26 protein-coding genes are annotated in these 25,119 nt (G+C 70.9%); 16 read left to right on the top strand and 10 right to left on the bottom strand.

What is annotated here, in order from left to right; all coding sequences use genetic code 11:
• Both HMPREF9719_RS06845 and HMPREF9719_RS06840 read right to left on the bottom strand, forming a co-directional pair.
• Positions 1-679: GNAT family N-acetyltransferase, cg3035/Rv0428c family (locus tag HMPREF9719_RS06845; RefSeq protein ID WP_004601264.1), on the bottom strand; the 679-nt coding region annotated here is incomplete at its 3' end.
• 12 nt (positions 680-691) lie between these two features.
• Entirely contained in the window at positions 692-1,279 is a 588-nt protein-coding gene (locus HMPREF9719_RS06840) for a peptide deformylase (protein WP_004601957.1), read from the bottom strand.
• A 16-nt stretch (positions 1,280-1,295) separates the two neighbouring features.
• Between HMPREF9719_RS06840 and HMPREF9719_RS06835 the strand changes: the two genes are divergently transcribed.
• The 10 genes from HMPREF9719_RS06835 to HMPREF9719_RS06795 all read left to right on the top strand — a co-directional run bounded on the left by HMPREF9719_RS06835 (position 1,296) and on the right by HMPREF9719_RS06795 (position 9,640).
• Positions 1,296-1,529, top strand: a complete 234-nt coding sequence (locus HMPREF9719_RS06835) for a DUF3263 domain-containing protein (RefSeq protein WP_118778848.1) — start codon at positions 1,296-1,298, stop codon at positions 1,527-1,529.
• A 19-nt stretch (positions 1,530-1,548) separates the two neighbouring features.
• Complete coding sequence (locus HMPREF9719_RS06830; protein WP_004601261.1) at positions 1,549-2,175, top strand: LytR C-terminal domain-containing protein; 627 nt, start codon at positions 1,549-1,551, stop codon at positions 2,173-2,175.
• 67 nt (positions 2,176-2,242) lie between these two features.
• The gene (locus HMPREF9719_RS06825; RefSeq protein ID WP_004601260.1) at positions 2,243-3,379 is read left to right on the top strand and encodes a glutamate--cysteine ligase; all 1,137 of its coding nucleotides are present in this window, start codon (positions 2,243-2,245) and stop codon (positions 3,377-3,379) included.
• 135 nt (positions 3,380-3,514) lie between these two features.
• The gene (locus tag HMPREF9719_RS09445) at positions 3,515-3,805 is read left to right on the top strand and encodes a lactococcin 972 family bacteriocin (RefSeq protein ID WP_004601259.1); all 291 of its coding nucleotides are present in this window, start codon (positions 3,515-3,517) and stop codon (positions 3,803-3,805) included.
• 7 nt (positions 3,806-3,812) lie between these two features.
• On the top strand, positions 3,813-5,756 hold the full coding sequence (locus HMPREF9719_RS06820) for a hypothetical protein (protein ID WP_237737896.1): 1,944 nt from the start codon (positions 3,813-3,815) through the stop codon (positions 5,754-5,756).
• A 100-nt stretch (positions 5,757-5,856) separates the two neighbouring features.
• Complete coding sequence (locus tag HMPREF9719_RS06815) at positions 5,857-6,201, top strand: hypothetical protein (protein WP_004601257.1); 345 nt, start codon at positions 5,857-5,859, stop codon at positions 6,199-6,201.
• 6 nt (positions 6,202-6,207) lie between these two features.
• A complete protein-coding gene (locus HMPREF9719_RS06810) occupies positions 6,208-6,879 on the top strand; it encodes an ABC transporter ATP-binding protein (protein WP_004601256.1) in 672 nt (223 codons plus the stop codon).
• A gap of 155 nt (positions 6,880-7,034) precedes the next feature.
• A complete protein-coding gene (locus HMPREF9719_RS06805; RefSeq protein WP_004601255.1) occupies positions 7,035-7,625 on the top strand; it encodes a hypothetical protein in 591 nt (196 codons plus the stop codon).
• Positions 7,626-7,892: 267 nt separating this feature from the next.
• On the top strand, positions 7,893-8,978 hold the full coding sequence (locus tag HMPREF9719_RS06800; RefSeq protein ID WP_004601955.1) for a hypothetical protein: 1,086 nt from the start codon (positions 7,893-7,895) through the stop codon (positions 8,976-8,978).
• Positions 8,975-9,640: an ABC transporter ATP-binding protein gene (locus HMPREF9719_RS06795; protein WP_004601253.1), complete on the top strand. Its 666-nt coding sequence runs from the start codon at positions 8,975-8,977 to the stop codon at positions 9,638-9,640. Before HMPREF9719_RS06800 ends, HMPREF9719_RS06795 begins: the two co-directional genes overlap by 4 nt.
• A gap of 76 nt (positions 9,641-9,716) precedes the next feature.
• Here the strand turns inward: HMPREF9719_RS06795 and HMPREF9719_RS06790 are convergent, their stop codons facing one another.
• The 7 genes from HMPREF9719_RS06790 to HMPREF9719_RS06760 form a co-directional block, all read right to left on the bottom strand.
• Entirely contained in the window at positions 9,717-10,100 is a 384-nt protein-coding gene (locus HMPREF9719_RS06790; RefSeq protein WP_004601252.1) for a monovalent cation/H(+) antiporter subunit G, read from the bottom strand.
• 6 nt (positions 10,101-10,106) lie between these two features.
• Positions 10,107-10,382 carry a monovalent cation/H+ antiporter complex subunit F gene (locus HMPREF9719_RS06785; RefSeq protein ID WP_004601251.1) on the bottom strand — a complete coding sequence of 92 codons (276 nt, stop codon included), beginning with the start codon at positions 10,380-10,382 and terminating at the stop codon, positions 10,107-10,109.
• A 6-nt stretch (positions 10,383-10,388) separates the two neighbouring features.
• Positions 10,389-10,904, bottom strand: a complete 516-nt coding sequence (locus HMPREF9719_RS06780) for a Na+/H+ antiporter subunit E (RefSeq protein ID WP_004601250.1) — start codon at positions 10,902-10,904, stop codon at positions 10,389-10,391.
• Between the two features lie 3 nt (positions 10,905-10,907).
• Positions 10,908-12,569, bottom strand: coding sequence for a Na+/H+ antiporter subunit D (locus tag HMPREF9719_RS06775; RefSeq protein WP_004601249.1), 1,662 nt, complete (start codon positions 12,567-12,569; stop codon positions 10,908-10,910).
• Complete coding sequence (locus tag HMPREF9719_RS06770; RefSeq protein ID WP_004601248.1) at positions 12,562-13,065, bottom strand: Na(+)/H(+) antiporter subunit C; 504 nt, start codon at positions 13,063-13,065, stop codon at positions 12,562-12,564. The genes HMPREF9719_RS06775 and HMPREF9719_RS06770 overlap by 8 nt, the downstream gene beginning before the upstream one ends.
• Complete coding sequence (locus tag HMPREF9719_RS06765) at positions 13,066-16,341, bottom strand: Na+/H+ antiporter subunit A (RefSeq protein WP_004601247.1); 3,276 nt, start codon at positions 16,339-16,341, stop codon at positions 13,066-13,068.
• 499 nt (positions 16,342-16,840) lie between these two features.
• The gene (locus HMPREF9719_RS06760; RefSeq protein WP_004601246.1) at positions 16,841-18,211 is read right to left on the bottom strand and encodes a M20/M25/M40 family metallo-hydrolase; all 1,371 of its coding nucleotides are present in this window, start codon (positions 18,209-18,211) and stop codon (positions 16,841-16,843) included.
• Positions 18,212-18,346: 135 nt separating this feature from the next.
• On the opposite strand from HMPREF9719_RS06760, the gene HMPREF9719_RS06755 reads away from it, so the two are divergent.
• The 4 genes from HMPREF9719_RS06755 to ppk2 all read left to right on the top strand — a co-directional run bounded on the left by HMPREF9719_RS06755 (position 18,347) and on the right by ppk2 (position 22,705).
• Complete coding sequence (locus HMPREF9719_RS06755) at positions 18,347-19,381, top strand: cyclase family protein (RefSeq protein WP_004601245.1); 1,035 nt, start codon at positions 18,347-18,349, stop codon at positions 19,379-19,381.
• Between the two features lie 68 nt (positions 19,382-19,449).
• Positions 19,450-19,755, top strand: coding sequence for a YciI family protein (locus tag HMPREF9719_RS06750; RefSeq protein WP_004601244.1), 306 nt, complete (start codon positions 19,450-19,452; stop codon positions 19,753-19,755).
• A 255-nt stretch (positions 19,756-20,010) separates the two neighbouring features.
• Positions 20,011-21,651: a chaperonin GroEL gene (groL, locus tag HMPREF9719_RS06745; RefSeq protein WP_004601243.1), complete on the top strand. Its 1,641-nt coding sequence runs from the start codon at positions 20,011-20,013 to the stop codon at positions 21,649-21,651.
• A 157-nt stretch (positions 21,652-21,808) separates the two neighbouring features.
• Positions 21,809-22,705, top strand: a complete 897-nt coding sequence (ppk2, locus tag HMPREF9719_RS06740) for a polyphosphate kinase 2 (protein WP_004601954.1) — start codon at positions 21,809-21,811, stop codon at positions 22,703-22,705.
• Positions 22,706-22,850: 145 nt separating this feature from the next.
• On the opposite strand, the gene HMPREF9719_RS06735 is transcribed toward ppk2, so the two are convergent.
• Positions 22,851-23,324 (bottom strand): inorganic diphosphatase, encoded by a 474-nt coding sequence (locus HMPREF9719_RS06735; protein ID WP_004601241.1) that lies wholly within the window; start codon positions 23,322-23,324, stop codon positions 22,851-22,853.
• Between the two features lie 134 nt (positions 23,325-23,458).
• On the opposite strand from HMPREF9719_RS06735, the gene dacB reads away from it, so the two are divergent.
• A complete protein-coding gene (gene dacB / locus HMPREF9719_RS06730; protein WP_237737895.1) occupies positions 23,459-24,760 on the top strand; it encodes a D-alanyl-D-alanine carboxypeptidase/D-alanyl-D-alanine endopeptidase in 1,302 nt (433 codons plus the stop codon).
• Between the two features lie 51 nt (positions 24,761-24,811).
• Positions 24,812-25,119, top strand: a 308-nt coding sequence (locus tag HMPREF9719_RS06725) for an ATP-binding protein (RefSeq protein ID WP_004601239.1), incomplete at its 3' end; no start/stop codon positions are given.

The following is a 25,119-nucleotide window of genomic DNA, read 5'->3' as shown; positions in this document are numbered from 1 at the left end:
CGGCCTCCTCGCCGCCGGCGACAAGGGTCGCCTCGGCGGGGGTGCGCCCGGCGGCGTCCACCGCGGCGCGGCGGTCGGGCTCCGCGCGCCGGGCTGAGAGCCGAAGCCCGGGGATCGGCCGGGGTTCCTCCGCAGGCGGCTCGCGGCGGCTGTAGGCGACCTCCTCGGCGGAGAGTGCCCAGCCGCCGGCCGCGGCGAGCGCCTCGGCGGGGCGGCCGATGCGCTCGGGGATGAGCAGGCGGGGGCGCTCGCCGGCCTCGGCGGCGAACGCCTCGATCTCCTCGATGGGCACGCGGCCCAGGGAGGCGGAGTGCCCGAGCGGCGCGGCGATCGCCCCGCCCGGCCCGCCGGCCGACATCAGCCAGCCGCCCGCGGAGTCGAAGCGCCGGGTATCGGCGGCCTCGGCGGCGGCGAGGGCGCGCTCGACGGCGCGGATCTCGGAGTTGCGCACGCGGCGCGGCTGCATGCGGCGCAGCGCGGTGATCGTCGCGCCGGACAGGTCGATCGCGGGCGCGCTCGAGGGCAGCCCGCCGACCTTCTGGGGGCGCACGACGAGCGGCTCGAGGCTCAAGACGTGGCCGATGACGTCGGTCTCGGGGCCCTCGAGGCCGCCGAGGCGGCGGCGCACGACGACCCGGTCGCCGACGTTTATGCGCGAGCTGAAGATCCCGCGGGGCACGAACGGTGCTTCCTAGTCCTCGTCGTCGTGGCCGAAGGAGTCGGCATCCGAGCCGGGCAGCCACGTGTTGCCGGGCTCGCCCCAGCCGTTGCGCTTGATCGCGCGCTTCGCCTGGCGCTTGTAGCGCCCGGTGAGCACGTCGGTGTAGACGTACCCGTCGAGGTGGCCGGTCTCGTGCTGGAGGCAGCGGGCGAAGAAGCCGTAGCCCTCGTCCTCGACCGGGTCGCCGTTCAAGTCGACGCCGGTGATGCGGGCCCACTCGGCGCGCCCGGTGGGGAAGGACTCGCCCGGCACCGAGAGGCAGCCCTCGTCGTCGGAGCCGTCCGGCTGGGGCATGGTCTTCGGGATCTCGCTGGTCTCGAGGACGGGGTTGATGACGTAGCCCTTGTGCCAGTGGCCGTCGCGGTCGTAGCAGTTGTAGACGAACAGCCGCAGCGGCAGGCCGACCTGATTCGCGGCGAGCCCCACCCCGTTGGCGGCCTCCATGGTCTCAAACATGTCGTCGATGAGCTCCTTGTACTGGGAGAACGGCTCCTCGACGGGGCGGGTGGGCTCGTGGAGCACCGGGTCGCCGTAGATCACGATCGGTCGGATGGTCATGGCCTACAGTCTAGGCATGGCCCTAAGCGACAACGACGCGAGGCTCCTGGCGTTCGCCGAGGTCGCGCCCGCCTCCACGAGCGCGCGGGAGGAGGCCATCAGGCGCACGCTGGGGATGAGCCCGATGCGCTACTACCAGCGGCTCAACGCGCTTATCGACGACCCGGCGGCGCTCGCCGAGCACCCGGGGCTCGTCCGCCGGCTCGCGCGGATCAGGAGCCGCGGGGTGGGCCGCGCGCCCGGGGACTAAAGGGGCTAGAGTTACGGATGTGACTCACGAGAACAACGACGACAGGCAGCAGCGGCAGCTCCCGCTGCGCGGACTGGCCCTCGTGCTCGTCGCCGTGGCCCTCCTGCTCGGGCTGTGGGCGGTCTACGCGTGGACTTCCGACGACGACACGCCCGCCGCCGATCAGGCGGCGAGCAGCACCTCGTCCTCGTCGAGCACCTCGACGACCTCGTCCGAGACGCCCGACGAGGATAAAGATTCACGCGAGCCCGAGGGCGGGGACGAGGCCGAGGAGCCCGCCGAGCACCGCGAGCCCGAGGGCGGCGGCGGTTCCGGCGAGGGCCCCCGCGACCAGGGCGAATCCCGCCCGGGCGGCGACGACCTCGTCGTCAACGTCCTCAACAACTCCACCGTCGGCAACCTCGCCAAGGACACCGCCGACCGGCTCCGGGAGACTGGTGCCCCCATCGGGGAGGTCGGTAACCTTCCCGAGGAGCGCCTCAGGCTCACCGAGACCACCGTCTTCTTCACCGAGGGCAACGCCGCCGCCGAGGACGCGGCCCGCCGGCTCGCCGACGCGCTCGGCGGGGTGGCCCGGCCGCACGACGGCGCCCTCGACGAGGCCGTGCGCGGCCCCGAGGACGTCACGGTGGTGCTCGCGGGCTAGGGCCCGCGCCGGACCGGTCCGGCGCGTCTTTTTCGTGGAGACCGGTCGTGGAAGGGCGGTAGCCGTCATGGCAGACACTGAGACTCCCCGGCACGCGTTCAACCGCAGCCCCAAGCCGACGATCGGCGTCGAGTGGGAGATCGCCCTCCTCGACCCCGAGACCCGCGACCTCGTGCCCCGCGCCGCGGAGATCATCGAGGACGCCTCGCGCCGCGACCCGGCGATCCACCTAGAGCCCGAGTTCCTCCAGAACACCGTGGAGATCGTCACCGGCGTCCACGACACCGCCCCGCAGGCGGTCGGGGAGCTCGAGCGGGCGGCAGCCGTCGTGCGCGCCGCCGCGAAGGACCGGGGGCTCTCCCTGTGGAGCGCCGGCTCCCACCCGTTCTCCGACTTCCGGAAGAACCCCGTCTCCGGCAAGAGCTCCTATAAGGAGATCATCGAGCGAACCCAGTACTGGGGCTCGCAGATGCTCATCTGGGGCATCCATGTCCACGTCGGCATCAGCCACGAGGACCGCGTCTGGCCGATCATCAACGCGCTCATGACGAAGTACCCGCACATGCTCGCGCTCACGGCCTCCTCGCCCGGCTGGGACGGGCTCGACACCGGCTACGCGTCGAACCGCACCATGCTCTACCAGCAGCTGCCCACCGCCGGCATGCCGCTGAACTTCCGCAGCTGGCAGGAGTGGCTCGACTACATGCGCGACCAGGACCGCTCCGGGGTTATCAGCCACACCCGCTCGATGCACCTTGATATCCGGCCTGCCGCGAAGTGGGGCACCATCGAGGTGCGCGTCGCCGACGCCGCGCCCAACCTGCGCGAACTCGCCGCGGTCGTCGCGCTCACCCACTGCCTCGTCGTGTACTACGACCGGCTCATCGACGCTGGCGAGGAGCTGCCCTTCCTGCCGGTGTGGCACAACGCGGAGAACAAGTGGCGAGGGGCACGTTATGGGCTCGACTCGCTCGTCATCGTTGACCGCGATACCAACGAGCGCTGGGTCAAGGACGAGCTCGCCGAGCTCGCCGAGTCGCTCGCGCCGCTGGCGAAGTCGCTTGGCTGCGCGGAGGACCTCGCGCTCATCCCCGAGATCCTCGAAACCGGCTCGAGCTCCGACCGGCAGCGCCGCATCTTCCAGGAGACCGGCTCGTGGATCCCCGCCGTCGACGCGACGGTGGCGGAGTTGTACCTGAACTAGGAAAAATCCTGTGCCTATGCTGTGAATAATAACAGCTAGCTGTGAATATAGAACACCTATTGCCCTCCTGGGGATTCCTGTTAGATTTCGATCTGCCTACACGGTGTGGGCATATCCTCTCGAAGGAGATCTCTCATGGTGAGAAAAATCGCCGCGGCTCTAGCGCTGACGCTAGGGAGCTGCGTCGTGGTGGCGCCAATTGCCAACGCCGCCGTCGTTCAGGTCGAGGGTGGTACCTGGAACTACGGGACCAACAAGACAAAGGTGTGGTCTCACTACCAGCACCAGCGTCGCACCCACAGTGCAAGCGTCGTCAATGGCGACGGCAATTGGCAGAAGTCCGGCTGGAAACGGCCGGGGCGATTGGCAAAGGCGGAAACCTACCGGACTACCCGTAACAATCAGTCCTTCTACGATGTGAAGTAATCCTTCAGTGAAGAATCTGATGTTGAACGCGGCGGCGGTTGTCGCCGCGTTCGCGGTTTCGGTCGCGTTCGTTCTCACCGTGTTCGGGCTGCGCCCGGCTCCCCTTCACGAGGGCGATGCCTGGGGAGTCTCTGTCACGGCGCTGCCCGACGACGCCACCGCCGGAGAGCTTGCCGACGCGCTCTCCGGGGCCGCGAATACGGTTGCGGGCAGTCTTATTCGCCCGGACGTCGCCCGCGGGGACGATGTCTATCTGTACCTCGGCGCCGAGCCGTCCGGCAGCCCGCGCGGATACGCGGAGCCCGGCTTCGATCCGGGCTTCGCCCCGCTCGATGCCGCCAGCGCCATCGATCTCGGCGGGCTCTGGACGCTGTATAGTCCGACTCCCGATGCGGGTGCCGCCTTCGAGGCGGCCGCCGCGGATGAGGGCATCACCGTCGACGTCGAGGCGCCCCTCGGGGTAGGTGATTACCTTTCGGCGGCGTCGAGCGGCATGGTGCTCCAGGCGGCGGCGCTGGTCGTCATCCTCATGTGTGCGGTCGGGTTGTATCTGAGCTTCCGCCGCCAGCGGCATGCCCAGATCCTCACCGTGCAAGGCTGGCAGCGGGGCCGCACGGCCTGGCTCATCCTGGGTCCGATCGCCGCAACCGCAGTGTCCACCGGCGCGGTCTTGGTTTGCGCGGGTCTTCTCGCGCTGGGCCCGATCAACGGATGGGGAGAATGGCCCGCCATCCTCGCGGTGGGTGGCGGGGTCCTCGCGGTGCTCGTCGCTGCGGAGATTGGCTCCGCCGGGCTCGGCGTGTGGCTCTACCAGTGGCTGCCCATGCGGCGGGCGGCCGCGGCGGCGACGAGCGGGTCCTACCGGGCCAGCATCCTGTGCGCGGCCGGCATGGTCGTCGTCATCGCATTCGGCGCGGCGCTCCTTCCCGGACAGGTGTCGCGGGCGGCGACGCTGGCTGGGTGGGAGGACACCTGGCTCGCCGCAGGCGATCTTCACCGCATGCACCTCTCGTCCGCCGCCATGGTGCTCGACGACGAGGAGGACCGCGCCAGGGGTGAGGCACTCCTGGACGCGATCGACCACGCCCCCGGACGGGGCATCCGGCTGCGCCGCATGACAGACGAGCGCCTCGGCGGGGTTCCTACGGTGCTGGCCGACGAGACGGCCGCCGGCGGGCTCGGGATTTCCGAGGCTCCGCCAGCGCCCTATCTCGTGCTACCCCGGGGCGCCGACGCCGAAGCCGCCGAAGAGCAAGCTCATGACTGGCTGGCATTTCAGGAGGAGATCGACGGCTACGAAGGGGAGCCCCAGCGACTCTCCGCCGTCCTCGAGTACGAACCCGGCCGCCAGCTCGCCACCTGGACGACGACCGGGCTGCTGGACGCAGACGCCTTCGACGACACCCTCGTGCACGATCCGGCGGTGCTCGTCGTCGCACCTGGTGCCGGTCTATACCCGGAGGAGGCAATGTCGGCCCTGAGCGTCGGCGAACTCCTCGTCGAGGCCGAGCCCGACGAGATCGGCGCCTGGCTAGTCGGCAGCGGCTTCGCCGACGTCGTCAGCCGGGTGAGCCCGGTCGCGGAACGCCCGCTGCTGCTCATCGGAGAGGCCAGATCTGCGGCAGTGCGGCAGGCCGTGTCGTTGGGCTTTGCCCTCGCCGTCGGTGCGGTCGTCGTCGCCGTCGTTGCGGCGACGCACCTGGCCCAGCACGGCAGGCGAGACGCGATCCTCGCCACCCAAGGATGGTCGATGCTCCGCCTCGTACGCGCCCCGGTGCTCCTGCTCGCCGGGCTTGGCCTTGCCGCCTCGGCGGCCGCGGCGTTCGTCGCCGACTCGTGGCTGGGAGCCGTGTGCGGTCTCGCCGCAACCGCCGTGAGCATCGCGATCCTTGTCACGGTGCTGGCCGTCCAGCGAGTCCGCTCGTTGCACACGAGGCTCTCGCCACCGTGATCACGCCCGGCCCACGCCCCACCAACCACGACACCAACCCCGCGCCGCATACGGCCGGGGAACCACCTCGATCGGGACACCACGTCCCAAGGAGACTGCCATGAAGAAGCTTGTCGGAACCATCATCGCCATCGCCGCCGTTGTCGCGATCGGCGCGATCGCGCTGTTCGCCACCCAGGGCCTGTGGGCCTCGTGGGATAACATCAACCCGCTCGTCAGCGAGGAGACCGCCTACGCGGAGCTCGAGCCCGGTGCCCAGGAGGTCGCCGGCGTCACCGCCGTCGACGAGGACGGCGAGGAGCTGCCCTACGAACTCGACTTCACCGCCTGGGGTGTGGACGACACCCTCGTGGAGATCACCCACGCCGGCAAGTGGGTCGAGTCCATCGACTACCCCGAGGAGGCCGACGTGCCCGCCGCCGCCCTCGACGCGCTTCGGGGGTAGGGGACCTTGGCTAACGCGAACCTCACAGTCGCGGGGCTAAAAAAGACGGTCGCGGGGCGCGAGCTGCTCTCCGGCGTGGAGCTGCGAGCCGAGGCCGGGGAGACCATCGCCATCACCGGGCCGTCGGGCGCGGGCAAGTCCACGCTGCTCAACTGCATTGGGCTGCTCGACGGGATCGACTCGGGCGAGATCGCCCTCAACGGGCGCCGCGTCGACGGGCTCCGGCTGGGCGGCAAGATCAAGGCCTTCCGCGGCGACCTGGGCTTCGTGTTCCAGGACTTCGCCCTCATCGAGGAATGGAGCGTGGGTCGCAACGTGGCGGCCCCTCTCGTGGCGCGCCGGGTTGGCAAGAAGGACCGCGCGAAGGCGGTAGCCCGCGCGCTAGAGCGAGTGGGGCTGGCCGGCCGCGAGAACGACGAGACGGCGGCGCTCTCCGGCGGGGAGAAGCAGCGCGTCGCGATCGCCCGGCTCATGGTCGCGGAACCGAGCGTCGTCGCTGCCGACGAGCCGACGGGTTCCCTCGACCCGCAGAACCGCGACCTCGTCCTCGAGATCTTCGACGAACTCGCCTCGATAGGCTGCGCGGTCATCGTCGTCACCCATGACCCCGTCGTGGCCGAGTGGGCCGGGAGAAGACTCACGCTGGCAGACGGGGCTCTCGTCGAGGCCGCGGCCTAAGCGGAACACCGCCGCGGTGTGGGTTACCCCGGCGCCGCGGCCGCGCCGGGCGCGCCACCATTCGATTGGCGCGGAGCACATCTCGGCGCTCTCGACCGGGATGTCAGTAGGCTCCCATCGGAGAAGAAGCACGAGGAGTCGAGAGGCTGGTTTCGATGAAGGATCGGGTCCTCGTGCTCACCTCCGCCGCGGTGGTCGCGCTGCTCTCCGCGCTGGCGGCGGTCTCCTTCGTCCAGGGGCGCGAGACCCCCGTCACCGGCGGGTTTGAGGAGCAGATTCTCGTCACCGAGCTCCCGGAGGGCGCCTCCGGCGACCTCGGCGACGTCGTCGAGGATGTCGCCGACGGGCACTCCGTCTCGTTCATCAGGAACGACCGGCTGGGGCGGAACGATGACTTCCTCTACCTCGGGCCAGAGCCCGAGGCCGGCGGCCCATTTTTCGACCCGGGCTTTACACCGAGCTTCGCCCCGACGGAGATCGCCGACCCCGTCGACGCCGGTGGGGTGTGGCGCGTCGCCGGCGTCGAGGATGACGTGGCCGCGGCGATCGATGCGCTCGAGGACCACGGGTTCGGGGTGAGCCTCTTTTCCGACGGGCGGGTCGGCGACGCGGTCGTGCAGCTCACCTCGGGCTACCTGCTCCCGGGTTGGCTGCTCGTCGCTGTCGTCCTCGTGTTCGTCGGGGTTTTTATCGCCTCGCGGGACGCCGCCGACTCCCGCCGGCTGCAGCAGATGGGCTGGTCGTAGTGGGCGTCGGTCGGCGCGCTGGGTGGCCCCGCGGCCGGGTGGCTCGCCGGCGGGATCGGGGCCGCAGCCGGAGTCGGGCTCGCCGTCCTGGCGGTCTACAACGGGCTCGCCGAATTTGGCGCAGTGGCGGGTGCCTTCGCGATCAGCGCGGCGGCATTGGTGGCGGCTCTTGCGGCGGGCTACTTGCTCGGCCTTCCGGCGAGCGGGGCGCGCGACCTGGCCGCCCGTCAGGAGAGGGTCGGCACCCCGGCCTACGTGGGTAACGCCGTGGCCACTGCGGTCGTGTTGGCGGCGGCGGTGGCGTTGGCCGGGGCGTTGCCCCGAGCGATCGGCGAGTATCGCTCGGTACAAGAGGACGCCGCCGTCTTCGCCGAGGCCGACGGGCTGCAGCGTTTGCGCACCACAGCCGGGTTCAACGCCGTCTCACCCGAGACGCAGGCCGAGGCGGGGCGCCAGCTGCTCGACTGGGTCGCGGGCCGGCTGAGTGAGGACCAGGCACTCGTGCGCTCCCCGGTCGGGCCCGAGGAGGGCTTCGGGGCTAGGTCGCTCGTCGCCGACGCCAGCGCCGCGGCCGAGCTCGGCGTGGCGGGCGGCGAGCTCGCCGCGGGCTTCGAGGACGGCCCGGTGCTGCTGGTGCCGCGCGGCGCGGACGCGGCCGCTGCCGAGGAGACGGCGAACGACTGGCTGGAGTCCCGCGCCCGACTCGAGCTCGCGGACTTCCCCGCGGAGAGCGTCGGCGCGACGATCGAGTTTGAGCCGGGGAACGAGGTCGTGACCTGGCAGTACTTCGACGGGGCCACCGGGGACGCCTTCGACGGCAGTGTCGTCGCCGACCCGGCGGTGCTTGTCGTCGAGCCCTACCGGGGTCTCTACCCGGAGTTCGCCGCCGCCGCGGCGAGTAGCGGGGAGATCATCGCCGTGGGCGAGCAACACGACGTGGCCGACGAGCTCCGCGAGCTGCCGGTGTGGTCGCTCATTAATCACGTCGAGCCCGTCGCCGAGCGCCCCGCCATCATCGTCGAGGAGCTGCAGGAGGACTCGCTGCGTGCAGCGTCCGCCGCCGGGGGCGGGCTTGCCGCCGCGGCCGCGACGATGGCGATCTTCGCGCTCGTCAGGCTGAGCAGGGAGGGCCGCGCCGACGCGATCCTTACCACCCAGGGCTGGTCGGCGTGGCGCCTCCAGTGGCGGGTGCTCGCAGGATTCGGTGTCGTGGGAGCGGCCGCGATTGTCGCTACCGGCGCTGGCCCGGCGGGCGCCGTCGTCGTGGCCGGTGCGCTCGCCGCGCTGGGCGGGACGATAGCCGGGCACACCGCGCGCCGTCTGCCCGAGGAACTACGACGGGAGGGACCGTGACCACCAAGAACTCATCCGACAGCCCTGAGCTCCTCCGCGCCGAGGATCTCCGCGTCGAGATCTCCGGCCGGCCGATCGTGGCGGGCTTCTCGCTCGCGGTGCGCCCCGGCGAGCGGGTCGCGATCGTCGGCCCCTCGGGCAGCGGGAAGACCACCGTGCTCAACGCGCTGGGCTTGCTTTCCGGGATCGACGCCGGCGAGATCCGCTACTCCGGACAGCGCGTCGACGACTCTTCGAGGCGCCGCCGGCGCCGCCTCTACCAGGGGCAGGTGGGATTCGTCATCCAGGACTACGCGCTCATCGAGCGCTGGTCGATCGGCGATAACGTTGCCGCTCCCCTCAAAGCGAGGGGGATCCGCGGGGCGCGCCGCAGAGAGGGCATCGACGAGGCGCTGGCCACGGTCGGGCTCGCGGGGCGCGAGGCCGACCCGGTCGCGGGGCTCTCCGGCGGGGAGAAGCAGCGCGTCGCGATCGCGCGGCTGCTGGCCGCCCGGCCGCGGATCGTGCTTGCCGACGAGCCGACTGGCTCCCTCGACCCGGAGAACCGCGACGCCGTCCTTGATGAGCTCGCCGCGCTGGCGGAGGCGGGCTCCGGCATCGTCGTCGTCACCCACGACCCGGCCGTCGCCGAGTGGACCGACCGGGTCGTCCGGCTCGGGTAGCGGCCCGGCCCCGCGCCTCGTGCGTCCGCCGGCGCGAGGCGCGACGCTCCTGCACGGACGCGCCGGGAGGGCGTGGCTAGCGCTTGCGCAGCGCGCGCTCGGCGGGCGCCTCGTTGAGGTACATGGCGTCCTTCTTCGCGTAGAGTCCCTCGCGCCTGGTGACGCGGCCCATGCGCTGGGCCGTCACCGGGGAGGTGAGGAAGGAAAACACCAGCATCATCGCCAGCAGACCCAGGTCGCCGGCCTCCGAGCGGGTGAAGTCGTCCATGGTGAGCACCCGGAGGAACGCGCCAAGCACGGTGAGTACAAGCCCCGCGGTCTGCGGCTTGGTGACCGCGTGGATGCGCGACATCGAGTCCCGGAAGCGCACCAGCCCCACCGAGGTGGACAGTACGAGCAGGGAGCCCGCCGTGACGAGCAGGAGCGAGGCGATATCGGAGAGCAGTTGCAGCGTGTCCATGGTTCCTTAAGCACCATCCCTCTTGCGGAAGCGGGCGACCGACACCGTCGAGATGAAGCCCAGCAGCGCGACGACGAGCATCGCGGCAGTGACGGTCGTGTCGAGCGACCAGCAGATGTAGAGCGAGAGCATGCACTGGATCATCGCGATCATCCCGTCGAGGCCCATGACCCGGTCCATGGAGTTCGGGCCGATGGCGATCCGGTAGCTGGTGAGCAGGAACGCCAGGCAGAATATGACCGCGGGGATGAAGAGCAGGGTGTTGTAGAGCGTGTCATCCATGAGCCATCACTTGCTTTCGTAGATCCTGATGAGCAGCGTCTCGAGGCCCTTGAGCCGGGCGATCTCCTTGTCGAGGGACTCGTCGTCCCCGGCGTCGAGGAGGTGGACGGTGAACACCCGGTTGGCGATGTCGATGTCGGTGATCGACCCGCCGGGCTGGAGGTTGTAGAGCATCGTCGCGGTCGCGAGCCCGAGCTCCGACTCGAGGCGCATGGGCACCCGCACGATCGACGTCTTCGGTGGGTCCTTGGGCCTGATCGCCAGCCACGCGACTTTCGCGGACGCGACGAAGAGGTCCTTGACCCACAGGATGAGGTAGCGCACGAGCAGCGGCCAGTCGACCCGGTGGCGCTGGACGGGCACCTTCGGCAGCGGCAGCGCGATCGTCACGCCGAGCCCGATGACGAGCCCGGCCAGCACGTTGCCGACCGACAGCTCGCCCTGGAGGACGCACCACAGGATCGTCGTGAAGACGACGGTGAGCGGCCGGATGCGGCGGATCATGTTCTTGAAGGTGCGCATCGCCTAGTCGACCTCCTCGGAGATGTCGGTGTCGCGGCCCGGTTCGCCGGGGTCGAGCTCCGCGCCCGTGTCGCCGAGCACGACGCTGCGGTAGGTCTCCACGTCGTTCGCGGCCTCCGCGGCACGGTCGGTGATCGAGGTGAGCGGGTCGGCGAAGATCGTGATCGACACCGAGGCCGCCACGAGCACCGCCGTGGAGGCGAGCATCCCGAAGGGCAGCCGGCCGACGTCCTCGCGCTCGGTAATCTCGACCTCGTCGGTGACCTCCGCGAGGGGGGCGGGCCTGGCGGTCGCGAGGTGGCCCTCCGGGGCGTCCGCGCGGGAGCGCAGGAAGCCCTTCGACCAGACGAGCATCATGACGTAGAGCGTGAGCAGTGAGGTCGCGACCGCGCCGCCGATGAGCAGCCACGCCATGAAGCCGCCCTCCTGGGCGCCCGCCTGGATGAGGATGACCTTCCCGATGAACCCGGAGAACGGCGGGATCCCGCCGAGGTTGAGCGCGGGGATGAAGTAGAGCACCGCGATGATCGGCGCGAACTTCGCGAGCGAGCCCAGCCGCCGCAGCGAGGAGGTGCCGCCCTGGCGCTCGATGAGGCCGACGACGAGGAACAGCGCGGTCTGCACGAGGATGTGGTGGACGGCGTAGAAGATCGTGCCGGACAGGCCCATCTCGTTGCCGAGGGACACCCCGAAGATCATGTAGCCGATGTGGCTCACCAGCGTGAAGGACAGCAGGCGCTTGATGTCGTTCTGCGCCATCGCGCCGAGGATGCCGATGAGCATCGTCGCGAGCGCGACCCACATGAGCAGCGTGTTGAGCGAGCCGTCGTGGAAAATGACGGTCTGCACGCGGATGATCGCGTAGACGCCGACCTTCGTGAGAAGCCCCGCGAACACCGCGGTGACCAGCGAGGGCGCGGTGGGGTAGGAGTCGGGCAGCCACGCGTCGAGCGGGAAGACCGCGGCCTTGATGCCGAAGGCCACGAGGAACACCGCGAAGATCGCGACCCTGATACCCGAGGGGATCTCCTCCATGCGCAGCCCCACGTGCGCCATGTTCAGCGTCCCGACCGAGGCGTAGACGAGCCCCAGGCCGAAGAGGAAGATCATCGACGAGACCATCGAGACCATGACGTAGCCGACGCCGGCCTTCACCCTCGAGGCCGAGCCGCCGAGGGTGAGCAGCACGTAGGAGGCGACGAGGAAGATCTCGAAGCCGACGTAGAGGTTAAACAGGTCGCCGGCGAGGAACGAGAGGTTCACGCCCATCGACAGCAGCAGGTAGGCAGGGCTGAACACGGCGACGGGGTCCTGCTCGGAGCCGTCGCGCACGCCCTGGGAGATCGCGAACCACATCACCGCGAAGAGCACGAGCCCGGAGACCGCCAGCATGACCGTGGAGAGCCGGTCCGCGACGAGCGTGATGCCGATCGGCGAGTCCCAGCCGCCGACCTGGAGCGATTGGGCGCCCTTCTGGTCGACGATGAGCAGCATCGACACGGAGATCCCAATCGTCGCGAGCAGCGAGAAAAACGCCACGAAGCGCTGCAGGCCCACGAACTTCGAGAGGATCAGGGTGAGCGCCGCGGTGATCGCGGGGATGAGGATCGGCAGCGGGATGAGGTAGCCGATGGCCGGCGCGATCGCGTCGATGAACTCAGTCACGGGCGCCTCCCTTGATGGTGCGGTGGGCGGACGTGTCCAGGCCGGCGCGCTTCGTGGGGCTGAGGCCCGCGCGCTCCTCAGCGGCCTGGGAGGGCGCCGACATGTCGGTCGCGTCGCGCCCCGCGCTCGAGGTGGGGCGCGCGGCGATCGCGGTGTCCTCCGAGTCGTCCTCGACGATGTCGGCGGTGCGCTGCCGGTACTGCTGGTAGGCGAGCGCGAGGATGAACGCCGTGAGCGCCATGGAGATGACGATCGCGGTGAGGATCATCGCCTGCGCCAGCGGGTCGGCGATCTGATCGCCGTAGGAGGCCGACTCCCGGCCCCCGATGGGCGGGGAGCCGGCGGGCCCGCCGGCTTGGAGGATGAGCAGGTTGAAGCCGTTGCCGATGAGCATGATCCCTAGGAGGATCTTCGTCATCGCGCGGTCGAGGACGAGGAACACCCCGGCAGAGATCAGCGCGCCGGTGGCAATGAGAAGAAAGAGATCCGCTGCCATTTAGCTCTCCTGATCGTTCGTGTTCGGGCTGCGCCCCGGCTGCTGCTCGGAGGAGGGGATGTCCTCGGGCGTGTTGAAGAGCGGCTCCTGGGCGGGGTCGGGCTCTTCTTGCGCGGTGACCGCGTCGGCCGCCGGGTCGACGGCCTCGTCGCGGTCGGGGAGGTTCTCCCCGAGGTGCTCGGTGAGCGAGGACGAGCCCGCCGAGGACTCGGAGTCGCCCTCCCCGCGGCCGTCGCCGCGCTCCTTGACGGCGGTGGCGGCGTCGCTCGAGCCGGAGCGCCCGCCGGAACCGCGGGCGTTCGTCGCGAGCTTCGCGCGGCGGCGCGCCTCCGCGCTCGTGGAGCGCTGCGCGGCGAGCCGGGCGGCCTCGTGGCGCCGGCGGTTCGCGCGCGACAGGCCGCGGGCCCGGTCGCGGGCGCGCTGCCGGCGGTCGGCCTCGTCGCGGTCGATCTGCCCGCCCATCGAGGTGAGGATGTGCATGACCAGGCCCACGACGATGAGGTAGACGCCGAGGTCGAAGACGAGCGCCGAGGCGACGTGGACCTCCCCGATGAGCGGGATGTCGAGGTGCAGCACGTGCGAGGTGAGCGGCGGCTCCCCGAGGAACATCGGCCAGAGCACCCCCACCGCGGAGGTCAGAAGGCCCACGCCGAGGATGCGGCCCGCGTCGATGGGCAGCGCCTCGCGCAGCTCCTCGCGGCCGCCCGCGAGGTAGCGCAGCGCGAACGCGAGCGCCGCGACGAGCCCGCCGGCAAACCCGCCGCCGGGCGCGTTGTGGCCCGCGAAGAAGAAGTAGACCGACACGACGATCATCGTGGGGAACGCGAAGCGGGTCACGACGTCGACCATGAGGGCGCGGTTCTGCGCCTTCTCGGTGTCGACGCCGGCGGCGAGCCAGCGCCGGCCCGTCGCGGTGAGCGTCGGGCGGCGCGACTCCTGCCTGAACGAGCGCGTCCCGTAGATGAGCGAGGCGATGCCGGTCGCCGCGATGACGAGCACGGTGATCTCGCCGAAGGTGTCCCAGCCGCGCAGGTCGACGAGCAGCACGTTGACGGCGTTGCGGCCCTCGCCGATGTCCTCGGCGAGCCGCGGTATCTCCCCGGAGATGGGGTTGTGGCTGCGGGCGTTCATCGCGAACATGCCGACGACGGTGACGGTGAAGCCCACCGCGACCGCGAGCCACGCCCGGGCCCGGTTGAAGCGGGCGGGCGCGCGCCACTCGACGTTCGTGGGCATCTTGCGCAGCACGAGCATGAAGATGACCATGACGATCGTCTCGACGAGCACCTGGGTGAGCGCCAGGTCGGGCGCGCCCTGCAGCGCGAAGATCACGGCGAGCGCGTAGCCGGTCACGCCCGCGAGGATGACGCCGCTGAGGCGGTTGTGGACGCGGGTGATCGCCGTGCAGGCGACGACGATGATGACCGCGGCCATCGCCTGCCACGGGCTGTTGGCGACCTCGAGGCGGGCGGTCGTGCGGTCGCCCGCGATGAGCGTCGCGAGCGGCAACGCGATGAGCACGAGGAAGATGACCGTGAGGTTGAAGGTCAGCGAGCCGCGCTGCGTGGAGGCGGTGAGCTTGAGCGAGAGCTTGTGGAAGAACGCGAGCACCGCGTCGTAGGCGGTGTCGGCGTTGCCCAGCGCCGCGAGCCGGAACCCGGCGTGCTCGAGGAGGTGGCGCTGGAAGAAGAGCAGCGCGCCGCCGGCGATGATGATCGCGGAGAGCAGAAGCGGCAGGGTGAAGCCGTGCCACAGCGCGAGGTCGTGGACCTCCTCGCCGGGCGCGGCGGGCAGCGTCGCGTCGAGGTGGAAGCCGAGCGCGGCGTTGAGGGGCTCCTGCCACAGGCCGAAGAGGATCGTCAGCGCGGTGAGCGCAGCCGGGGAGAGCCACAGCAGCGGTCCCACCGGGTGCATCTCCTCGACCGCGGGCGAGGTGCCGCCCCCGGAGGCGTGGTCGGCGGGCTTCGTGGCGAACGCGCCGTAGAGGAACATGCAGCTGTACGCCATGGTGAGCACCGAGCCCACGACGAGCACGAGCAGCATGATGTTGCCCGGCATGCCGGCGAGCAGGCTCTCCTCGAGGATCGCCTCGAGCGCGGACTCCTTCGCCACGAAGCCGAGCAGCGGCGGGATGCCCGCCATGGACGCCGCGGCGAGCACCGCGATGACCAACAGCAGCGGCTGGCGCCTGCCCAGCCCGGAGAGCTCCTCGGTGTTGCGGGTGCCGGTCGTGTGGTCGATGGCGCCCGCGACCATGAAGAGCGTCGCCTTGAACAGCGAGTGCGCGGTCACGAGCGCGAGGCCGGCGAGCATCGTCGCCCGCGAGCCCACGGAGATCACCGACATCATGAAGCCCAGCTGCGAGACTGTGCCGTAGGCGAGGATGAGCTTGAGGTCGGTCTGGCGCAGCGACATCCAGCCGCCCATGAGCATGGTGAGCAGCCCGAGCGGGAGGATGACGAGGTACCACGAGTCGATGACGTGGAACTCCGGCGCAAGGCGCGCGACGAGGTAGATGCCCGCCTTGACCATCGCCGCGGAGTGCAGGTACGCGGACACCGGGGTGGGCGCGGCCATCGCGCCCGGCAGCCAGAAGTGCGCCGGCGCGATCGCCGACTTCGTGATCGCGCCCGCGAGGATGAGCACCACCGCGGTCGTGACGTTGGGCACCGCGGCGAGGTCCTCGATCTCGGGGATCTCGGAGAGGTACCACACCCCGGACGACGTGCCGAAGAGGACGATGCCGACGAGCATCGCCAGCCCGCCGAGCGTGGTGACCATGAGCGCCATGTTCGCCGCGCGCCTCGAGGTGGCCTGCTCGCCGAAGTAGTCGACGAGCAGGAAGGAGAGCACCGAGGTGATCTCCCAGAAGATGTAGAGCAACAGCAGGCTGTCGGCGTTGACCAGCCCGTACATCGCCAGCGCGAAGAGCACGAGCTCCGCGGCGAAGAGCGCGAGCCGGCGGCGGTTGCGGTCGAAGTAGCCCCAGCAGTAGAGCAGGATGAGCGCCCCGACGCCGAGGATGATGAGGCTGAAGACGCCCGAGAGCGCGTCCATCCTGAAGTCGAGCCGCAGGTGCAGCTCGTCGAGCCACGAGATCGACTCGGTGAGCGCGCCGCCGTCGGCGAAGGTGCCGCGGACAAACAGCGAGAGCACCCAGAAGAACCCGGCGGCGAGCACGGCCGCGAGGATGAGGAAGGCGGGGCGGCCCACGACGCGCAGCAGTGGCGGCGCGGCGAGCGCCGCGGCGGCGAGCGCGAGAAGAAGTATCAGCACGTGCTCCCCTTGTGAAGAAGTTAGCGAAACGGGCGGATGGTCGACGTCTCTCGTCGGCATCTCCGCTCGCCGAGGGGAGCTCGGCGGCCGCGCGCCGCGCCGCCCCGCTTCTCTTCCCACAGGAGAAGGAACAGAAAGGGCGCGGGGCGGTCCCGGCGGCGCACCGCCGGGTGGGTCCCCTCCGGAAACTCCGACGAGGGCTGGGTCGCGGTGCCGTGCGTTGTGGCCTTGGTTGACGGCGGGGCATCGTGCCCGGCAGGGCGCGAAGCGATCTGTGTCGCGCGGGCCGAGGGGATCCGGGGCGAACCTCAGGCGATCACCGAGGCGAGGCGGCACAGGCACCTCGTGAAACCAACGGGGACCATCTTACAGGCTTGGCCCACCGTTCTCTCGCCCGGGTCCGTGACCGCCCCGGCATCGCGCGCCGCCAGCCAGGCGAAACACCGCCTGATTTCGCGGCAAAAACCACTGTCGAGCGGCGGCTCCGCCGAAGGCGGGGCTAGCCGCGGTAGCGCAGCAGGAAGAGCGCCTCCGCGGCGGCGACGCGCTCGATCTCGTCGGGCGAGACCGACTCGTTCGCCGAGTGGATGAGGCACGTGGGCTCCTCGACGCCGAAGAGCGCGATCGAGGCGTCCGGGTGCGCCGCGCTGAGCGAGGCGGTCAGCGGGATGGACCCGCCCGAGCCCTGCTCGACGGCCTCCTCTTCGCCGTAGGCGTCGGCGAGCGCCTCCTTGAGCGTCGCGATCGCCGGGGCCTGCGGGTCGGCCGCGAAGCCCGGATTGGTCTCCACGACGTCGACGGTGACGCGCGCGCCGTAGGCGGCGTGGTTCTTTAAGTGCTCGGCGACCTTGCCGGCGACGTCGGCCGGGTCGAGCTCCGGGGGCACACGCAGGTTGAGCTTCGCCTGCGCGGTCGCCGGCACGGCGTTGACGGCCTTGTCCACCGGCGTCGAGGTCAGCCCCGTCACCGCGATCGAGGGGCGGGCCCACACGAGGTCCGCGGGCTTCACGTCGGGCCCGCCGGCCAGCGCCACCCCGTCGAGCACGCCCGCGTCGCGGCGGAAGTCCTCGGCCGGGTAGGGGTGGCCCGGCCACTCCTGGGCGGTGTCCACCCCGTCGATGACGGTGTTGCCGTCCTCGTCGCGCAGGCTGTCGAGCGTCCGGGCGAGCGCGAAGACCGCGTCCGGCGCGGCGCCGCCGAACAGCCCCGAGTGCACCGGCGCGGCCATCGTGTCGACCCGCACGACGAGCTGCGCGCCGCCGCGCAGCGTCGTCGTCAGCGTCGGCACCCCGGCCGCGAAGTTCCCGGTGTCCGCGATGAGGATCGCGTCGGCCGTGAAGAGCTCCGGGCGCTTGTCGATGAGGTCCTCGAGCCCCTCGCCACCCTGCTCCTCGGAGCCCTCGACGACGACGGTGATGCCCGTGCCGCCGAGGTCCTCGTCCGCGGCGAACGCCGCGCGCAGCGCAGCGAGGTGCATGACGATGTTGCCCTTGCAGTCCGCGGCCCCGCGGCCGTACCAGCGCCCGTCGCGCTCGGTGAGGGTGAACGGGTCCGACTCCCAGTTCTCCCGCGGGCCCGCGGGCACGACGTCGTGGTGGCAGTAGAGCAGCACCGTCGGACGGCCCTCGGCCGCGGGGCGGGTCGCGACGAGCGCGTGCGAGCCGTCGGCGGCGTCGATCTCCTCGACGCTCAGGCCCAGGCCCTCGAGCCGGGCCGCGACCCACGCCGCGGAGCCCGCGGTCTGGTCGGCGAGCTCCGGGTCGCCGTGCACGGAGTTGAAGGCCACGACCTCGGAGAGCTCCTGGAAGATGCGCTCGCGGTCCGCGCGCACCGCCTCGACGATCGCGCTGGGGGAATTCTCGATGCTCATGTCCCCTCACTCTATTCGGCGCGGCGCGGCGAGAGTCGAAACCGGGACGCGGCCGAGGCGAATCTCCTATGATCCGAGTCATATCAACAGCGACGCGGGGCGCCCGGCCGCCCCGCGGGGCGGGAGGGGTGCTCCATGGCGACCACGAGGTGGCGGCGCCGGCCCGAGGGCTCGACGTGGGGCGGCTTCGGCCCCGACGACGGGCGCGGGCGGCTCAACCTGCTGGGCCCCAGCCACGTGCGCGCCGGGCTCGAGGCGGCGCGCAGCGGGGTGGCCTTCCCGCTCGGGCTCCCCATCACCGTGCCGCGTGGGAGCGTGCTCAACCCGCACCGCCACCCGCCCGCGCTGCGGCCCTCGCTGCGCGGCGACGAGGTGACCGCCAACCGCCCGGCCGCGCGCACCACCCCGGGCGCCCCGGAGCTCATTAACGACGACGTGCTCACCCTGTATCCGCAGTATTCCTCCCAGTGGGACGCGCTCGGGCATGTCGGCTGCCGCTTCGACGCCGGCGACGGGGAGCCCAGCGACCGCTACTACAACGGCTACCGGCCCGCCGACCTGGTGCTTCCCGAGCGCGAGGAGGACGCCGGCCCGGGCGGGGAGACCACCGTCGACCTCGGGCCGGTGGGCATCGGCAACGCCGCCGCGGTGCCCGTCCAGGGCCGCGGGGTGCTCGTCGACCTCGCGTACCACCTGGGGACCGGGCGCCGCGCGGTGGGCTACGCGGACGTCGCCCGCATCCTCGAGGCCGACGGCATCGAGGTCCGCGAGGGCGACTTCGTGCTCTTCCACACCGGCTTCGCCGAGCGGCTGCTCGGCATGGCCGGCAAGCCCGACCGCGAGGCCCTCGACGCGCTCGGCGCGCGGCTCGACGGGCGCGACCCGGGGCTCCTGCGCTGGCTCGAGGAGTCCGGGGTCGTCGCGGTCATCGCCGACAACTATGCCGTGGAGAACTACCCGGCCCCGCCGTCCGAGGGCGACCCGTCGATCCTGCCGCTGCACGTGCACTGCCTGTTCCGCCTCGGGATTCACCTGGGCGAGCTGTGGCGGCTCAGCCCCCTGGCCGAGCACCTGCGCGCGGAGGGCCGGTTCGAGTTCCTGCTCACCGCGCAGCCCCTCAACATCCCGGGCGCGGCGGGCTCGCCCGTCAACGCGGTGGCCACCACGTGACGGCCCCGCGGCGGCGCCGCGCGCGCCGCGGCCCGATACCGCATTAATAGAGAAAGGAATCCTTCGCCATGACTAAGTCCCTCTGGCACATCAGCACCGACTACCGCGCCGACACCGCCGCCGAGCGCGACGCCATCCGCGGCGAGCACCTCTCCTTCCTCCTGGAGAACAAGGACACGGTCCACTCCGTCGGCGCCCGCATCGACGAGGAGGGCAACCGCGTGGGCGGCGAGTACCTCCTCGACGTCCCCGACCGGGAGGCGGCCCGCGCGTTCATCGAGCGCGACCCCTACTCCGTCAACGGGCACCTCGCCGAGGTGCGCATCTCCGCGTTCGGCGCGGCGATCCTCAACCACACCTCCCTCATCGACTAGCCAAAAGCAGCGCCCCGGGCCCGCCGAGAGGCGCCGCCCGGGGCTGTCGCGGCGCCCTCGACGCGCCGCGAGAAACCTTGCACTCGCCGCGAGCGGCTGCTAAAAATGGCGCTTAGCACTTGGAAGCGAAGAGTGCCAGGAATGCAGTGGGTGAGGTTGGTTCACACTCACCAGCCGTGCCGTCGCGGGCGCCTGCTGGCAGATCTAGACGCGGAGTGTCGTCGTTGACAGATCGCAAAGGAGAACAGCTCACCAATGGCTAAGAAGATCGTCTTTGATGAGGAAGCACGCCGCGGCCTGGAGAAGGGGCTGAACACCCTGGCCAACGCCGTGAAGGTCACGCTGGGGCCGAAGGGCCGCAACGTCGTGCTCGAGAAGTCCTGGGGCGCGCCGACCATCACCAACGACGGCGTGTCGATCGCTCGCGAGATCGAGCTCGACGAGCCCTACGAGAAGATCGGTGCGGAGCTCGTCAAGGAGGTCGCGAAGAAGACCGACGACGTCGCCGGTGACGGCACCACCACGGCGACGGTGCTCGCCCAGGCGCTCGTCAAGGAGGGCCTGCGCAACGTCGCGGCGGGCTCGAACCCGATGGGCATTAAGCGCGGCATTGAGCGCGCCATCGAGGCCGTGACCGCCCGCCTGCTCGAGTCGGCCCGCCCGGTCGAGACCGAGGAGCAGATCGCCTCCACCGCGGGCATCTCCGCCGCGGACCACAAGATCGGCGAGCAGATCGCCCGCGCCATGTACGCCGTCGGCGACGGCAAGGCCACCCAGGACTCCGTCATCACCGTCGAGGAGTCCAACACCTTCGGCGTCGACCTCGAGGTCACCGAGGGCATGCGCTTCGACAAGGGCTACATCTCCGGCTACATGGCCACCGACCCGGAGCGCCAGGAGGCCGTCTTCGAGGATCCCTACATCCTCTTCGTCTCCTCGAAGGTCTCCACGGTCAAGGACCTGCTGCCGCTGCTCGAGAAGGTCATGCAGGCCAACAAGCCGCTCGTCATCATCGCCGAGGACGTCGAGGGCGAGGCGCTCTCCACGCTGGTCGTCAACAAGATCCGCGGCACCTTCAAGTCCGTCGCCGTCAAGGCCCCGGGCTTCGGCGACCGCCGCAAGGCGCAGCTGCAGGACATGGCCGTGCTCACCGGCGGCCAGGTCATCTCCGAGGAGGTGGGCCTCTCCCTCGAGAAGGCCGACCTGCCGCTGCTCGGCCAGGCCCGCAAGGTCGTCGTCACCAAGGACGACACCACCATCGTCCAGGGCGCCGGCAACCAGGAGGAGATCGACGGCCGGATCGCGCAGATCCGCGCCGAGATCGAGAACTCCGACTCCGACTACGACCGCGAGAAGCTCCAGGAGCGGCTCGCGAAGCTCGCCGGCGGCGTCGCCGTCCTCAAGGTCGGCGCGGCCACCGAGGTCGAGCTCAAGGAGCGCAAGCACCGCATCGAGGACGCCGTGCGCAACGCGAAGGCCGCGGTCGAGGAGGGCATCGTCGCCGGCGGCGGCGTCGCGCTGCTCCACGCGACCAGCTCCCTCGAGGACGACCTGGGCCTCAAGGGCGACGAGGCCACCGGCGTGCGCATCGTCCGCGAGGCGCTCTCCGCGCCGCTCAAGCAGATCGCGCACAACGCGGGCCTCGAGCCGGGCGTCGTCGTCGACAAGGTCGCCGGCCTCTCCGAGGGCGAGGGCCTCAACGCCGCGACCGGCGAGTACGTCGACCTCCTCGAGGCCGGCATCTCCGACCCCGTCAAGGTGACCCGCTCCGCGCTGCAGAACGCCGCCTCCATCGCGGCGCTCTTCCTCACCACCGAGGCGGTCGTCGCCGACAAGCCGGAGCCGGCCTCCAACCAGCCCAGCCCCGAGGAGATGGGCGGCATGGGCGGCTTCTAAGCCCCGCCCGCCGCGCTCCCCGCGACGCTGAACCAACGCCCCCGCGCTCGGCCCTCACGGCCGGGAGCGGGGGCGTCGTTTGTGCGTCGGGCCCTGGCCCGGGCGGCGGCGCGCTGTTCGGCGCGACAGCTGAGGTCAGCTGGGTAGAATGAGGCCCATGGCGCAGGATGAGAACGATCTCCCGGTGATTGACCTGGCCCACACGGAGGGCTACGTCGTCGACGACTCGGACGAGGACGACCCCTCGCTCATCAGGCCCGACGGCACCCCCGTCGAGACCTGGCGGGAGAACTACCCGTACGACGAGCGCATGACCCGCGACGAGTACGAGCACGTCAAGCGGGCCCTGCAGATCGAGCTGCTCAAGTGGCAGAACTGGACGAAGGACACCGGCCAGCGCCACATCATCCTCTTCGAGGGGCGCGACGCCGCCGGCAAGGGCGGCACGATCAAGCGCTTCAACGAGCACCTCAACCCGCGCGGGGCGCGCACCGTCGCCTTAGAGAAGCCCTCGCCGCGGGAGTCGACGAGCTGGTACTTTCAGCGCTACATCGAGCATTTCCCCGCCGCGGGCGAGATCGTGTTCTTCGATCGCTCCTGGTACAACCGCTCCGGCGTCGAGCGCGTCATGGGGTTCTGCACCGAGGCGCAGCACGCCGAGTTCCTCCGCGAGGTGCCGATGCTCGAGAACATGCTGCTCGGCTCGGGGATCTCGCTGACGAAGTTCTGGTTCTCGGTCACCCAGAAGGAGCAGCGCACCCGCTTCGCGATCCGGCAGGTCGACCCGGTGCGCCAGTGGAAGCTCTCGCCGATGGACCTCGCCTCGCTGGACAAGTGGGACGACTACACGCGCGCCAAGGAGGAGCAGTTCCGCTACACGGACACCGACGAGTCGCCGTGGATCACGATCAAGTCGAACGACAAGAAGCGCGCCCGCATTAACGCGATGCGCTACGTGCTGAGCAAGTTCGACTACACCGACAAGGACTACGAGCTTGTCGGCGAGCCGGACCCGAACCTCGTCATGCGGGGCCGCGACCAGATCGGCGACTAGCCAGACGGCGCCGATCGCCGGCCGCGGGCCGGCGGGCGTGGGCGCATAAAAGAGGGGCCCGGCCCGGGGTGATCGCACCCGGGGCCGGGCCCGTTTTTCTTCGGCCGCCGGGGCCGTCGGGCCGGCCCTCGGCGCCCGCCGGTTTTTACTTGGCGCGCTCGACGGCGGCGTCGAGGATCTTCTCGGCCTCGGCGCGGTCGCCCCAGCCCGAGCCGGAGACCTCCTTGCCCTTCTCGAGGTCCTTGTAGTGCAGGAAGAAGTGCTCGATCTCGTCCTTGAGGTGCTCGGGCACATCACTGATGTCCTGGTAGCCCTCGTAGCGCGGGTCGTCGAGCACGGCGAGCAGCTTGTCGTCGCCGCCGGCCTCGTCGGTCATCTTGAACACGCCGATGGTGCGCGCGGTGACCACGACGCCGGGGAAGACGGGCTCGGGCAGGATGACGAGCGCGTCGAGCGGGTCTCCGTCCTCGCCGAGGGTGCCCTCGATGAAGCCGTAGTCGGCGGGGTAGCCGAACGCGGTGAACAGGTAGCGGTCGAGGGCGACCTTCCCCGTCTCGTGGTCGACCTCGTACTTGTTGCGGGAACCCTTGGGGATTTCCACGGTGACGTCGATGCTCACGCGGCCTGCGCTCCTTCTTCTCTCGGGAATTCTCGGGTCGTCTGCGAATGGGTGCGCCCGCGGGGGCGCCTGGCGACCCAGCATACCGGCTCCGGGGCGGGCTTCGACCGCGGTGAGATTAAGCTATGGCCTCGATGAGCAAGAAGACGTGGTGGATCCTGGTCGGCGCGCTACTCACGGCCGTGGCGCTGGCGGTGGCGGGCGTCGTCGGCTACGGCGTCGTCCAGCAGCGCGCGGCGATCACCCACGCCCCGCCCCTCGAGCTGCCCGAGCCTACCCCGCCGCTGACACCCGTCTCCTCCTTCGAGCCGCTCGACGACGACGAGGCCGAGTCGCTGCGCGCCGCGCTCGCGGACGCCGCCGACGCCGAGGAGCTCGGCGACGTGGGCGTCGAGGTCCTCGACGGCGCGACCGGGCAGCCCGTCTTCGAGAAGCAGGGCGACAAGCCGCTGCGCCCCGCCTCCACGACGAAGGTGCTCACCGCCGCGGCCGCGGTGACCGTGCTCGGCCACGACGACCGCATCGAGACCACCGTCGTGCGCGGCGAGGAGCCCGGCGAGTTCGTCCTCAAGGCCGCGGGCGACGTGTGGCTCACCGACGCCCGCCTCGAGGACCTCGCCGCGCAGCTCAAGGGGCTCGGCGAGGACGTCAAGACCATCGGGGTCGACACCTCCATCTGGAGCGGGGAGCGCTTCCTCGACGGCTGGCTCGAGGAGGACATCGACGCCGGCTTCATCGCCCCGATCGAGCCCGCGATGCTCAACGGCGGGCGGCTCGACGGCTCGGAGGAGGGCGACGTGCCCCGCGCCCACGAGCCCGCCGAGGAGGTCGCCGACGCCCTCGCGGAGAAGACCGGCGCCGAGAGCGCCGGGACGGTGTCCGCGCCCGCCGGCGCGGAGGCCGTCGCCTCGACGCTCTCCCCGCTGCTCGTCGACCGGCTGCGGGTGATGATGCACCAGTCCGACAACGTCATGGCCGAGGCCATCTCCCGCGAGGTGGCGCTCGCCCGCGGGGAGAACGCCGACGTCGCCGGCGCGACGCGCGCCACCCTCGAGGCGCTCGGCGAGCTTGGGCTCGACGTCGAGTCCGTCGACCTCCACGACAACTCGGGGCTCTCCGTCGACAACCGGATCCCCGCCGAGGTCCTCGCCGAGCTCTTCCGCGTCGCCATCGACAACGACTCCCTGCGGCCCCTCTTGAGCTCCCTGCCGGTCGGCGCGGCCTCCGGCACGCTCGCGCCGCGCTTCTCCCAGGAGCCCGGCGGCGGTTGGGTGCGCGCCAAGACCGGCAGCCTCGACGAGACCAACGCGCTCGCCGGGGTGGTGCCCAGCGAGGGCGGTCACATCTTCGCCTTCGCGGTCATCGCCAACGACTGCGAGGTGTGGCCCGCCAGGGACGCCATCGACCGCATCGCCGGCATCCTCCGCGAGGCCTAAGAACAACCGCCGGCGGCGACGCGACCGCGAGGTAAGGAGGCTCAAGGGCAGGTGGGCGTGCGACGCATCGGGCGGGTCGAGCTGCCCCACGACCCACCCGCCTTCCTCAAGGCCAGGCTCGCGGTGCGCCGCCACCCCTGGCCCGGCGGCCGCGGCATCTCCGTGGGCCTGTCCGGGGGAGCGGACTCGCTCGCGCTTACCGCGGCCCTCGCCGCGGAGCGCCCCGGCGGCTCAGAGCCGCTCGCGGTCGTCGTCGACCACGGGCTCCAAAAAGGCTCCGCGGCCGCGGCGCGCGACGCCGCCCGCGAGGCGCGCCGCCTGGGCCTCGAGTGCCGGGTCGTCGCCGTGCGCGTCGCAGG

It is taken from the genome of Corynebacterium otitidis ATCC 51513, from assembly GCF_000296405.1.
Classification (GTDB): domain Bacteria; phylum Actinomycetota; class Actinomycetes; order Mycobacteriales; family Mycobacteriaceae; genus Corynebacterium; species Corynebacterium otitidis.
This window is presented reverse-complemented; position numbering and strand designations above follow the sequence as displayed.

Coding starts and splice junctions, on each gene's coding strand:
- HMPREF9719_RS06785 (WP_004601251.1), bottom strand. CDS start 10,382: ATGGATGACACGCTCTACAACACCCTGCTCTTCATCCCCGCGGTCATA.
- HMPREF9719_RS09445 (WP_004601259.1), top strand. CDS start 3,515: ATGGTGAGAAAAATCGCCGCGGCTCTAGCGCTGACGCTAGGGAGCTGC.
- HMPREF9719_RS06770 (WP_004601248.1), bottom strand. CDS start 13,065: ATGGCAGCGGATCTCTTTCTTCTCATTGCCACCGGCGCGCTGATCTCT.
- HMPREF9719_RS06835 (WP_118778848.1), top strand. CDS start 1,296: ATGGCCCTAAGCGACAACGACGCGAGGCTCCTGGCGTTCGCCGAGGTC.
- ppk2 (WP_004601954.1), top strand. CDS start 21,809: ATGGCGCAGGATGAGAACGATCTCCCGGTGATTGACCTGGCCCACACG.
- dacB (WP_237737895.1), top strand. CDS start 23,459: ATGAGCAAGAAGACGTGGTGGATCCTGGTCGGCGCGCTACTCACGGCC.
- HMPREF9719_RS06755 (WP_004601245.1), top strand. CDS start 18,347: ATGGCGACCACGAGGTGGCGGCGCCGGCCCGAGGGCTCGACGTGGGGC.
- HMPREF9719_RS06815 (WP_004601257.1), top strand. CDS start 5,857: ATGAAGAAGCTTGTCGGAACCATCATCGCCATCGCCGCCGTTGTCGCG.
- HMPREF9719_RS06750 (WP_004601244.1), top strand. CDS start 19,450: ATGACTAAGTCCCTCTGGCACATCAGCACCGACTACCGCGCCGACACC.
- HMPREF9719_RS06805 (WP_004601255.1), top strand. CDS start 7,035: ATGAAGGATCGGGTCCTCGTGCTCACCTCCGCCGCGGTGGTCGCGCTG.
- groL (WP_004601243.1), top strand. CDS start 20,011: ATGGCTAAGAAGATCGTCTTTGATGAGGAAGCACGCCGCGGCCTGGAG.
- HMPREF9719_RS06840 (WP_004601957.1), bottom strand. CDS start 1,279: ATGACCATCCGACCGATCGTGATCTACGGCGACCCGGTGCTCCACGAG.
- HMPREF9719_RS06760 (WP_004601246.1), bottom strand. CDS start 18,211: ATGAGCATCGAGAATTCCCCCAGCGCGATCGTCGAGGCGGTGCGCGCG.
- HMPREF9719_RS06790 (WP_004601252.1), bottom strand. CDS start 10,100: ATGGACACGCTGCAACTGCTCTCCGATATCGCCTCGCTCCTGCTCGTC.
- HMPREF9719_RS06780 (WP_004601250.1), bottom strand. CDS start 10,904: ATGCGCACCTTCAAGAACATGATCCGCCGCATCCGGCCGCTCACCGTC.
- HMPREF9719_RS06825 (WP_004601260.1), top strand. CDS start 2,243: ATGGCAGACACTGAGACTCCCCGGCACGCGTTCAACCGCAGCCCCAAG.